The sequence below is a fragment of the Mycobacterium sp. AZCC_0083 genome (assembly GCF_014202335.1).
GTDB lineage: Bacteria > Actinomycetota > Actinomycetes > Mycobacteriales > Mycobacteriaceae > Mycobacterium.
Genome location: NZ_JACHGP010000022.1, coordinates 29,157 through 41,532, shown reverse-complemented (window position 1 = coordinate 41,532; position 12,376 = coordinate 29,157). Strand labels below are relative to the sequence as shown.

The 12,376-nt window shown below is 65.5% G+C and carries 6 protein-coding genes; 2 read left to right on the top strand and 4 right to left on the bottom strand.

The window, feature by feature from the left end:
- Window positions 1-329 precede the first annotated feature (329 nt).
- Genes mycP through eccCa form a run of 3 tightly spaced genes read right to left on the bottom strand, consistent with a single transcriptional unit; the run spans window position 330 to window position 7,134 of the window.
- A complete protein-coding gene (gene mycP / locus HNP02_RS36975) occupies window positions 330-1,703 on the bottom strand; it encodes a type VII secretion-associated serine protease mycosin (protein WP_184445633.1) in 1,374 nt (457 codons plus the stop codon).
- Window positions 1,703-3,058: a type VII secretion integral membrane protein EccD gene (gene eccD / locus HNP02_RS36970; RefSeq protein ID WP_309241826.1), complete on the bottom strand. Its 1,356-nt coding sequence runs from the start codon at window positions 3,056-3,058 to the stop codon at window positions 1,703-1,705. Before eccD (HNP02_RS36970) ends, mycP begins: the two co-directional genes overlap by 1 nt.
- Window positions 3,059-3,111: 53 nt before the next feature.
- Complete coding sequence (eccCa, locus tag HNP02_RS36965; protein ID WP_184445631.1) at window positions 3,112-7,134, bottom strand: type VII secretion protein EccCa; 4,023 nt, start codon at window positions 7,132-7,134, stop codon at window positions 3,112-3,114.
- A 366-nt stretch (window positions 7,135-7,500) separates the two neighbouring features.
- Here eccCa and eccD (HNP02_RS36960) point away from each other — a divergent pair, with 366 nt between their 5' ends.
- Complete coding sequence (eccD, locus tag HNP02_RS36960) at window positions 7,501-8,997, top strand: type VII secretion integral membrane protein EccD (protein WP_184445630.1); 1,497 nt, start codon at window positions 7,501-7,503, stop codon at window positions 8,995-8,997.
- 2 nt (window positions 8,998-8,999) lie between these two features.
- On the opposite strand, the gene eccB is transcribed toward eccD (HNP02_RS36960), so the two are convergent.
- Entirely contained in the window at window positions 9,000-10,508 is a 1,509-nt protein-coding gene (eccB, locus tag HNP02_RS36955) for a type VII secretion protein EccB (protein ID WP_184445629.1), read from the bottom strand.
- A gap of 123 nt (window positions 10,509-10,631) precedes the next feature.
- On the opposite strand from eccB, the gene eccE reads away from it, so the two are divergent.
- Entirely contained in the window at window positions 10,632-12,341 is a 1,710-nt protein-coding gene (gene eccE / locus HNP02_RS36950) for a type VII secretion protein EccE (RefSeq protein WP_184445628.1), read from the top strand.
- Window positions 12,342-12,376: the final 35 nt, after the last annotated feature.

Sequence of the window (12,376 nt, the reverse complement as noted above, 5' to 3'; positions counted from 1 at the left end):
TCCACCTCGTCGAAGTCGTCGTCCTCATCGAAGTGCGGTGCGCTATGCCGATCTGGACTGTCGATGTCCTCGTCATCCCGCTGTGACGTGAACCGTTGCGTGTTCGACGGATCGGAGGCAGGCCCAGCAGGGAATACCGCCGGAGTCGAATCTTCCCAGAGTCGGTCACTGCCCGTCACGATTGCACCTCAATCTTTCTTGCAGAATGTCGCATTTCGAGCTGCGGTCAACCCGTTCGGGGCGTGCCCGGAGACGCCGGACGCACTGTGCGACGGCTGATCGTGCGCATCCGAGCCTCTGAGGCACGAATTGCACTGCCGCAGTTGGCTTCACTCTCGTTTTCCAGCGGGCTTCTTGGCCAGCACGAGGGCAACAGCCGCCAGCGAAACGCACACACCCACGATGATCAGCACGATATTGCGTGTCCGCGGTCCACCTGGATCCTGCTCGGGCGGGCGGGCAACAGCTTGGCCGCCCACCGAACTCGGCAGCACGTCGGTCGGCGGCAAGTCGTAAGTTAACGCGGCGAGTGGGTCGACGACGCCGAAGCCGGTTGCCGCGTTGGGGCCGGCCTCCGGCGTCCGTGCGGTGCGCATTATCCGTTCCATCACCTCGGCGGCAGACATCTCGGGAAAGCGTGCCCGGACCAGAGCGACGACACCGGAGACGAGGGCGGCGGCAAAGCTGGTGCCGCTGATCGGCACCAAGCCGCGCTGCTGATCCAGCCAGGCGTTGATCAGACCAGGCCCTGTAGAGCTCAGCGAGGTCAGGTCCTCGCCGGGTGCGGCCAGATCCACCCACGGTCCGTGTAGCGAGAAATCAGAGGGCAGCCCGTCGGGCCTCACCGCGCCCACGGTGAGGACATAGTCGGTGAACCACGCGGGGCTGGCGACGGTGCGCACCGAGCTCCAGGCGTCGGCGAGAGGAAGGTTCGGGTCGCGTACGCCGTTCTGGGTGCTGCACAGCCCGCCCGAGCTGATGTTTCCGGCGGCGGCGACGACCACCACATTTCGTTCGAATGCGTAACGTACGGCGTAGCCGACTGCGGCGTCGTCGATGTCGGCGCCCACCGGCGCGCATGCTGCCTCGGAGAGATTGATCACCGTCGCGCCCAGATCGACGGCGTGAACGATGGCCAGCGCCAGGGTCTGAGTGTTGCCGTAACCTGGCGACAAGGCGTTTGGGTCGTTCTGCGGGGGACTGGCTCCTTGTGCCGAGTACGAGCCGCTGTTCTGGCGGATCGACAGGATCGTCGCGTCGGGTGCCACGCCTGCAAAGGCGTCGTCGGGGCTGGAAGTCGCTGCGATCAGACCCGCGACTAGGGTTCCGTGGGCGTCGCAGTCGACCAAGCCGTCCGTCGTTGAGACGTAGTCTCCGCCGCCTTGCAGCGCCAGGAATCTGGGACTGGGCGTCACACCCGTGTCGATCACTGCGACCTTTTGCCCGGCGCCGCGTGAAAACGTCCATGCGCCAGTGTAGTTGAGCATTGCGTCGGCTCCCGGCTGCAACCGGAACTGACTGTTGGGCAACGTCGCACCTACGCCGCAGGCGGATTTCTGTTCGGTTGGGGTGGGCGGGGCGACCGGCCCGGTCGGGGGCGGCCCGGGTGGCACCACGGGCGGCGTGATGGCCACCGCCGGGGCAGGTGCCAGTCCGGCGGCTGCTATGAATGCCAGCACCGTCAGGACCGAGACCCAGCGCATCACTGGACGCCCAATCGCCCGTAGGCGCCGCTCACCCACAGTGCCAACGGAATCACCGCCGCGGTACTGAGGTAGCTCAGATAGGCGAGCCCGGTCCGCACTCGCGCGGGCGGCGGGTCGGCCCAACCGCTTGACCCGATCACCGCGAACAAGACGGTGATCACCAGCAGCGCACCGAAGGCTGCCAAACGTATCGGTTGGACGGCGTCGTACGCTTGCGCGCAACTTGCCGCCCCCACGACGGCAGCCGGCACCCCCAACGCTGCGCGCTCCACTGCGGTGGCGGGCCGCAGCGTGTAGAGACCCAGCGTCGCCGCGCACACAGACGCGAAAGCCAGTTCACTCCACTGCACTTGGGCTGATGAGTGCAGGACGAGCGCCGTCCCCAGCCCGGCGCTGACTGTCAAGCCTGCGTACACACCCGAGCGGGTCACGGTGGCACGTCGCACGCCGGCCCAAACATCATTCGCGGCGGACGGTGAGGAGCTGGGGTCGACCTGTTTGGGCCGAGCGGATCGGACCGGCAGGCAGGGCACGGCCAGACATCCCAAGGTGGCCATCACCGCCAGTCCCGCGCCGACCATGTCGGCGCGGACACCCGCGGTGCGTAGCACTACCGCAATTCCGCTGAGGCCAAAGAACACTCCAGCGGCCAGGTAGCCCCAGTGCCCTGTTCCGATGGCACGGAACAGCGCCGTAGCGACCACCACCATTGCCGCGCACCCGACGGCCAACCCACGGCCGCCCAGACCCGACAGCGCCACCCAGCCGGTCGCGGCAACTATCGGAAGAACCGCCCACCCCAGCGCGGCGCCGATATCGGACTGCCCGTACGAGCGCTGGGCCAGCGCTGCGGCGCCCACGAGAGTCAGCACCACGACCACCGACACCGCCACGAATGTGGCACGATTCGGCGTGAACGCGTCGGCCAACAGGAAGTACGCCCAGGCCGCCGACACCATGGCGACGCCAGCGAATGTCATCCAGCGGGCCGCAGTGGCGTCCCAGCCGGCGAAGCCCGCCTTGTTCAGACGTGCTGCCGCATCGACCACGTCGTCGTAGAGGGTCGGCGCGGACAACGTGCGCTGCGCAGACAGCCGCAACAGCTCGCCATCGACGACACCGGCGTCGCGCAGCGTGATGTCCGGCGGCAACGGCGTGTCGGGGTCAAGGCGGCTCAGCACCCAGATGGCGTGCCTGGCCTCCTTGGTGAACGAGTCGTCGACGGTGCCGGACTCGGCGATCTCGCGCGACCCGACGACCTTGATCAACTGCGGAACCAGACTGGCGATGGGCACGTCGAGCGGCAATGCCAGATCCACCTGAGTTCGCTTGCCCAAGAACGACAATCGCACACGATCAGCCGCGGGCGAATGAGTGGCTGGTTGGGCCGCCCCTGGCCTGGTGGTCACAGGTCGGGCATCCGCGACAGTTGAATCACGTCACTTTTCATGGTGCGGGAGATGAACATGCCACGTCCCGCGGGCATCGGTTGGGCCTTGTACCCGAACAGCGCCCCCTCGTCCTTGGTGCCGCTCATCACCAGCCCGTTGCACGACAGGTCCTTGAGGCGGCCGATGATCGGATCCATCATGGCCCGCGCCGCGCCTCCCATCCGCCGGGCGACGACGACCCGCAGACCGATATCCCGTGCTTGCGGCAGGTATTCGACCAGCGCCGCGAGCGGGTGACTGAGCGAACCGCCCGCAATCAGGTCGTAGTCGTCGATCAGCACGTACAGATCCGGACCATGCCACCACGAGCGTTCCTTGAGCTGCTGTTGCGTGATATCGGCCGGTGGGAGGCGTTCCTGCAGGGCTGCCGCCAACGAGGCCATCAGTTCCGCACAGGACTGCGCGGCCGTGGCGTAGCCGCCGAGATAGTCGTTGTCGACAACACCCAGAAGGGTGCGCCGGAAGTCGACCAGGATGATCTTGGTGTCTTGCGACGATGTGTTTTCCATCAGTCCCTCAGCGACATTGCGCAGGAGGCCGGTCTTGCCGCATTGAGTGTCCCCGAGGACGACCATGTGCGGTTGCTCGTCGAAATCGACGACGACGGGCGCCAACTCGGCCTCGTCGATGCCGATGGCGATCTTCCCCTTGCCCAGCGCACCCACTTGGCGGGCAGCATCGACGATCGCGGCGCGGTCGATACTGTGCGGCAGCATCCGTACCCGCGGGGCTTGCCGGTCGCCATAGAACTGGCGGACCGCCTCACAGGCATCGGCGACCCCGGTGGGCAGGTCCTCGAGATCAGAACTGGAATCCAGCCGCGGCAACCCGATCAGGATGTGCAGCCGCTCTGCGCTCATTCCGCGGCCGGGCCGGCTCACCGGGACGAGCTCGGCCCATTTGCGGCCGATGTCGCTGTCGACCGGGTCGCCCATGCGTAACTCGACGCGGGTACCCAGCATGTCTTTGACCGCCGGGCGGATCTCCATCCAGCGGCTGGCGGTGATCGCCAAGTGGATGCCGTAGGAAAGACCGCCGATTGCGATGGTCTGCAACGCCTGTTCAAGCGTGTCGAAGTCGCTTCGGATGGTCGCCCACCCGTCGACTACCAGCACCACGTCGCCGAACTTGTCGTTGCTGAGGGGGTCTCGCGCCGCGGCTTCCGGCGCCATCTCGGCCAATCGCGCTTTGCGTTGCCGGAAGTCGCGCATCGACTCGATTCCGAGATCTCGGAATCGCAACTCGCGCTCACGCATGAGCCCGGTGATCTCGGCGACGGTACGGCGAATGCGGTCGGAGTCCATGCGCCCGGCCACGCTGCCGACATGGGGCAGATTCGTCAGGCTGCCCAGGGTGCCGCCGCCGAAGTCCAGGCAAAGGAACTGCAGTTGCTCGGGGGTGTGGGTGGCCGCCGCCGCCATGATCAGGGTGCGGATGGCGGTGGACTTGCCCGACTGTGGACCACCGACCACTGCGATGTTGCCTCGGGCTCCAGACAGGTCGATCACCAGTGCGTCTCGACGCTGGTCGTAGGGTCTGTCGACCACGCCGACCGGCAACAGCAACCGCGCGTTGAGGTTGTGCGGGGCGTTCCACGTCGCGTCGGGCAGCAGGTCGTTGACGGCGGGGCTGGCGTCCAGCGGAGGTAGCCACACTTCGTGGGCGGGGCGGCCGTGTCCGCGCAGCCTGCCGACCACGACATCGAGGAGGGTGGCCGTGGTCGGCGACGAGTCGGGTTGGGGCTCGTCGGCCGCGGCGTCCGCCGGGGTCAGGGGAGCGGGGTCTCTCTCGGCCGGAGTGGCGGTGAACAGCTTGGGGGCGCGCGGGCCGAGTTGTGAGATCCGGCCCCGGGGTGAGGACATCCTGGGTTTGACGTACTCGCCGGAGACGTAGCACGTGTTGAAGCGAAGGGGCTCGTCGGCATCGCACTTCAAGAAGGCAGAGCCCGGGACGCTGGGCAGGTGGTAGGCATCCGGGACGCCCAGCACACTGCGCGACTCGCCGGCCGAGAACGTCTTGAGTCCGATCCGGTAGGACAGGTGCGAGTCCAGGCCGCGTAGCTTGCCTTCCTCCAGTCGTTGGGAGGCCAGCAGAAGATGGATGTGCAGCGAACGGCCGAGCCGACCGATCATCACGAACAACTCGGCGAAATCCGGTTTTTGCGAGAGCAATTCGGAGAATTCGTCGACCACGATGAATAGCGCCGGCAGCGGATCCAACGGCGCGCCGTTGGCACGGGCGCGTTCGTACTCGCTGACGTTGGGGAAGTTGCCAGCCGAGCGCAGCAACTCCTGACGGCGGTTCATCTCCCCGGCGAGGGCATCACGCATCCGGTCGACCATCGTCAGTTCGTCTTCGAGGTTGGTGATGACTGCTGCGATGTGCGGCGCGCCGTCGAGGCCCAGAAACGTTGCCCCACCCTTGAAGTCCACCAGGACCAGGTTCAGCGCTTCCGGCGAGTGCGACGTGATCATCGCCAACACCAACGTGCGCAGGAACTCGGACTTACCGGAGCCAGTCGCGCCAATGCACAACCCGTGCGGGCCCATGCCACCTTCGGCGGACTCCTTGATGTCCAACTCCATCGGTCGACCCGACGGGGTGAAGCCGACCGGCACCCGAAGACGCTCGCGTGGCGTGCGCGGCCGCCATACTTCCTCGGCCACGATCTCGGCGGCATCTGGAATCTTCAGCAACGCCATCAGGCCAGGATCGGTGGCGCGGGATGCCGCCTCGAGGTTGACGAGATGTACGGCGCCGCCGGGCCGGTACGGACTGAAGGCGCGCGCGGTGGCCTCGGCTTCGGTAAGCGTGAGTCGATCGGGGGTGGCGAAGCGTTCGGTGCCTGCCGCGGTGCGAGCGGCAACGTCGTCGCCTTCCACCACGAGTTGCAGACCGCCTCGGGATTCGGGGCCCTCCCGGGGGCCGTTGAGATCGAGCACCGTGACACTGTCCAGTCCGGCATCGGTGACGAGTCGTTCGTCGCCGTTGACGTAGCCATCATCGATCACGACGACCAGCTGTTTGACGCCCTCTGTCGGCTGGGCGGTGCGACTGAACCGACCGCGCTCTGCGAGTTCGGATTCCAGCGAATTCTCCAGGAGTTGAAGCGACGGGAAGAGCATCCGCATCGTGCCGCAGCCGTCGCGAGCCGACGCGTGTTGTGTCTGCGGCAGCCATTTCACCCAGGACCACTTCTGGTTGTCCGGATTTGCCGTCACCAGTGCGATCTGCAGGTTGTCGGGCCCGTGAAATGCGCACAGCTCCAGTATCATCGAGCGAACCAACTGTTCGACGAGTTCCCGGTCGCCGTCGAAGGTGATGTTCGGGAAGGCGCGTAGCGACACCGCTGTGGGCAATGCGTGCACCACGGAATGCGTGGTAACGAACCGGCGTAGCGCAATGGTGGACACCGGTTCCAGGTCCTCTGGTGGTCCCGTTTCCGGTGCCGTCAGCCGGGTGGCCAGCCGGTGGGTGCCCACGCCGACCCGAACGTGGCAGTAGTCGCTGTCAGTCGGGCGACGTTCCCACATCCGGCGGGTACCAGCCACGTCGATCAGAGTCCGCGGGTCGGGGTGGCTCCATTCCAGCGCGGCGCGTTGCCCATCGCCCGTGTCTTCGGTGTCATCGCGCAGATTGGCAAGGTAACTGAAGAAATCCTTGCGTTCCTCGTTGAGTTCTGCCGCCGCCTTGCCCGGTTTGCCGGCCCCACCCATGAACATGCCCGCCATGGACATCAACATCATCACCGGAAAGATCAGGAACATCGGGTTGCTGGTGAGGTCGCGACCGCCCAGGGTGACCATTAGAGCGATGATGCCGATGACTGCGACGAGCATCACGATGGGCATCAGTTTCATCAGCAGGTTGCCCGAAATGATCCGCGGTACCTCCGGAGGCGCCTGTAGGCTGACCTCTCCGCCGGGCATGCGCGGCGGCGCGACCCGCAACCGACGGACAAATCCCTGTCTAGCCAAGGCGCCGTCTCCTGTACTGACTCATGTCGGCAACCACCGTCGCCTCCTCGCGTCGTAACCCACGAACGCGTCGGTAGTACCCGTCGGGGATACCGACGACGTCGCGCATTGCACGAGATGACGACGGATGCGAAGGGGCTCGCCCAGAGCATCCGAATCCGCCGGCACCACTGGAAAATAGCGCCGTATCTCGAATCTCGGGTAGGTGTCGTACTCCTAGTAGTGATGGTCCCAGGTGCCGGGCGGCGCTGCGCGTGCCGCACCGCGTCTGCATCGCCATCGCGCTGGCAACGCCGCCAACCGAACTGCGCTAGCGTCCAAAGGTATTGTCACACCGGGGATCGCGAAACAGGAGGGCTCCATCCGATGGCTTCACCAGTACCTCTGGCGGAACTGGGCCCCGAATCCGAGGAGGATCAAGAGCTGAGTCGGATGGTGATTCTGGTCGGCAGGTCGCTGATCGACGTCGGATTGCCAGCGCGCGTGAGCATCTCGGTACTCATCCACGATGTCATCGAACTAGCCAACGAGCAGGTTCGGATGCGCAACCTCGGCCCCGGCGAGTTCGACAACACCGAAGGCAGGTGGACCTTCGCGCGGTTGACGGGCGGCGCCATCGATGCGGACCGCTCACTGGCCGATGTAGGCGTCCGAGACGGCGACATTCTGGTCGTCTCGAAGATCGGGGCGCCCGCGTCCTCGCTGTTGGTGGACGACATCGAAGGCGCCGACCAATCCCTGGACAATCGCAAGCTCTGGTTCGCCGAGCACGGTTGGCGGGCAACATGGTTCACGGTCGCCATTGCACTCTCGGCTGCTACGTCACTGGTGCTTCCTTCACTGGCCAGCACCCCCGTAGTCGCCGGCGTGCCGATCGCGGCGATCGCCGCGTTGGTGTCTGGAGTCGGATGTGCCGCCGTCGCGAGTCTGATATCGTTGCGGTCCGCAGACCCTGGCAAGTCTGCGTGGCTCGCCGGAGTGGCCCTGCCCTTGATCTTCGGTGGGTCGTTACACGTAGTGCCGGGAGTAACTGGTTGGGCCGCATCACCGATCGCACTGGCGCTGACGGCACTGATCGCCTTGCTTCAGCTGCTGGTGTCTGGGCGCGGCATTGCGCTCTACACGTCCGTGATCGCGCTGGCCCTGTTCGGCGCTCCGGCGGCGATGGCGCAGCCACTGCTCAATCCCGATCCGCGAACTGTGGGAACGATATTGGCGACGGTGGCGGTCATCGTCGTGTACCTCGCGCCCAGGGTGACGATCGTGCTGTCTCGGCTGCCCGTGCCGCGGGTGCCGACTGCGGGTGAACCCCTCGACGACATCGAAACGCACGGCGGTACCGCGGTGGAGGGCGTCAACGCGATCGGTAAGCAGGTGATCCCCACGGAGGAGAGCATGCTCGGCAAGGTTCGACGTGCGACGCAGTATCTGACTGGGATCGTCGCGGCGGCCGCAATCGTCGCTATCGCTGGTTGCTACCCCGCCGTCGACGGCGGCAATGGATTCTTCTGGCAGGGTGCGGCTTTCGCCACAGCCATAGCAACCGTGTTGTGTTTGCGCGGACGCAGCCACCATGACCTCGTCCAATCGGCCGTGTTGATCGGCGCAGGCCTCGTGATCGCGCTGATCGTCATCGTGAAGACAGCCACGTTCGTCGCGAGCTGGCAGGCAAATGCTGCTGTTGCTCTCGTTGTGCTGACCGCGCTGTTGTTGCTCTGTGGGCTAGTGGCGCCAAAGCTGGAGTTCTCTCCGGTGATGCGCCGTTGGGTCGAGATCGCCGAATACGTCGCAATCGGGCTAGTGTTCCCATTGGCGTGCTGGATCATTCGCCTCTATGCGTTCTTTCGCGAGTTGCGGATCTGATCTCAGCTCTTCGGCGGGGCGATGTTCACCCCGGCGGTGTCTGCGGCGAGCCCGTCATGGGCGATCAACGCTGCCTGCTGGGACAATCCGGGCCCGGCCGGGAGCAGTGACAGCACCGGCCACGGTGCACGCTGTGGAAGCGGGGCGGTGCTGCCCGTCTGCTGAACGCCGACGACACCGAGCGCCATCGCCGTCGCAACGTCGTTGATGTGGTAGCGCACCCCCATGTCGCTGACGTAGTACAACTGACCCATCGCGCGACTGGTGGGTTCAGCGCCGGTGTCTTGTACGTATTCGCCGGTGCCCGGCCGGAGGTACACGCTGTCGAGGCGGGGTCCGCTGCCGTCCGCGGTGGCCAGACGCACGGGCTGTGCACCATTGGGCACCGGCAGTCGATTTCCGACGAGTAGGTGAGTCGTCGCCTCGGCAGCGGAGTTGTCGCGCTGCCAGGCCATGCACACCACCCGGTCCGGGTCGGACCGGACGAACCGCGGCGACGTCGCCGGGTAGTGATCTACCTGCAACGCGTGCACGGCGGGGGCAGTGCTGGCCAGTGCGGGTGCGACGCTGATCGGGTCGGACGATGACGGCGACAGCGGGTTGCCGTACCGGATGATGTCGGCAGTCGCCGGCGAGATGGGTTGCAGGCCTTCGCGAAGCACCACGAGCAGTTGGTCCCCCCGTGAGTCGACGATCTTGAGGATCGACCCCACCCGGTAGCTCGACGGGAGATAGTTGGTTGGCTCGCCCGCGCCGGAGATGACAATCGGCACAATCGGGTCGACTAGTGGGAATGCGTTGAGAAGACCGGGGGAGACTTCCCGAATCTCGCTGTTGCGCAGCCGCAATGCTTGGGACAATATCGGATCGTGCGGATCGATTGCGGCCCGCACGCCGTTATAGATCAGGAACGTGGTGTCACCATCAGTGGTGAGGATCATCTGGTCCGGCGATGCTTGGCGGACGTCGTTTCCGAGTACGGGGTCGTTGGCAAGCACCGTGGTTTCAGCCACGGCCGTCCCGACCTGTTCTGTGATCGAAGGGAGTTGCGTGGTGTCGCAAACCGTCCACGACGACGTGGTCATGTCGTCGCCGCCGTTGATACGGGTTGGGGCGCCCACGATGCCGACCGACGGGCCCAATGCGACGCTGTTGAGGAATTTGTCGTCCACTTGCTTGGGGGGGTCGCTCTTGCCTGAGATCAACCGCGCTGACGCGAGGTTCAGCGCGGGGTGCAGTCGATCACCGATCCGTACGAACATCGTGCCATTCGAATTGCTGATCATGATGGTTGAACCACCGAAGTTCGGTGTCGGCCTGATGAAAGCGAGGATGCCGGCGGCACCCGTTATCACGACTGCGGCGACAACCCCGACCAGCAATGCTCGCATCTGTCCCCGCATGGGGTCGTGGATCATTCGCGAATCGCCGCGAATCAGGGCGTGCTCCAAGCGCCGGATGAGAAACCGATATCCGTTCACCTGTGAGCGCGTGGTGACTTGCGCTGGCATAGTGGCCCCTATCAACGTTGCGTCGGAATCCCGAGATCCAGATCAGGAACACGATCAGGCTACCGACTCCAATGCCATCGCGGGCGACGGCCGACCGTCCCGGCGCCGAGAGGCCCACCGTTGATGTCGCGCCGTGGAGCTCGGCACCAGGCGGCGCACCCGCTCTCGCCCACAACGCTTTTCACCGCAGCTGGCATTGCCCCGCAACGCGCATTACCGCTGTCGAACCTGTTACTGATGCAGGCGTTGATAGCCGCGGGGTTTGGCTTGGGCCTGCTACTCGACGGGCCCGCCTGGCGCGGGGCCGTAGCGGGTTTGGTATTGGCATTGGTGCTCGTAGTGCGAAGGCGCGGATTGTCGATACCGGGAGTGATCGCGCGGCGGCTCGGATTCTGGTGGGGTACACGCCCGTGGGTGAACACCCACAACGCACAACTCTGTGAACCGTTCGACACGGACCTGCCCGACGGATCACAGATCGGCCTGGTCTGCGACGGCAGAATCGTGACTTCGGTTTTGCGCATTGAAGTAGATCCACAGGCGATGATCATCATGGAACCCGCGATGACGGTCACCGGTCAGACGGTCTCTGTTCAGATGCTGGCGGATTGCCTGCAGCAGTTCGACATCAGACTGACCTCCATCGATGTGATCAGCCAGGGTGCGCGGTGCCACGGCCACCGCGACCTCGCGGCGATATACGACGCAGTGCTGGGGCCATTGCCGGCGATCGCCAAACGCTCAGTCTGGGTGGTGGTCCGCCTGGATCCCACCATGTGCACGGACGCGGTGCGCCATCGCGGCGGCGGATGGGACGGGACCCTGCGGACGACGGCGACTGCGACCCGGCGGGTCGCCAACCGGCTCGCCGATGCCGGACTGCGACCGCACATCCTGACGGCGGCCGAAATCACGCACGCCACACACGAACTGTCGGCGGGGCCGGACCTTTCCGGCATCGACGATACCTGGCTCGCGTGCCGCCGCGGCCCGCTCTGGCTGCGAAGCTTCTCCATCAAACCGTCGATGTTCACCACCGCCGGCCTCGAACTGCTGTGGACAGTACCGACTCATTCGACGACGGTTTGCGTTTCGCTGCGCCGCGACGAACGCGCCGACGTGCTCAAGGTTCGTGCACTGGCGCGGTTCAACGGCTACGGACGCAAAAGTGGCCCTCTGCGCGGTCTTTCAGATCTGCGCGGCCGGCAGTACGCGGCATTGCTGTGCAGTGTCCCGTCGGCTCGGATCCGGCAGAACATCCGGGCGTGGCTATTCGCCAACGGTGATGACGCAGTGCGGAATCTCACGCTGCCCGCGTCCGGATGTGGCCAAGTGGTCGGGGCTGACCAACGTGGGCGAGCGGTCGCACTGCCCCTGTTCGGGCCAAACATCGCGCGAGTGGAGATCTGCGGCACATTACATCTCGCGCAACAAGTAGTGCTGCGCTCCCTCGCGCTGGGTGCTCGGGTTCTCATCCACACCACGCGGGCCGGTGCGTGGCGGGCGATGGTCGAACAAGTCGGCGATCCGGATGTGTTGCAGGTCAGCAATCCACACCGAGGCACGATGCAGGCGACGTCGGGTCGAAACTACTCAGTCGAGGTGTTGGACGGTGAAATCGAGCCGATGTTTCGGGGGGGCGTGACCACGATGGTCGTGAGGCCCTCACATGCCACGCCGTCTCCCGACGCCGACGCGGCGTTGCAACTTCTCGACCACGATCGTGACATCGTGCGTGTGAGCACCCGGGCCGGATCGGCGGTGGTGACGATGGTGGCCAGCCCCGACGAGATGCGTTACATCAAGTCATCGTTCGACACTGCAGGGCAGTAGTCTGGTTGCAGACCGGTCATCGAGGCGATGCCTAT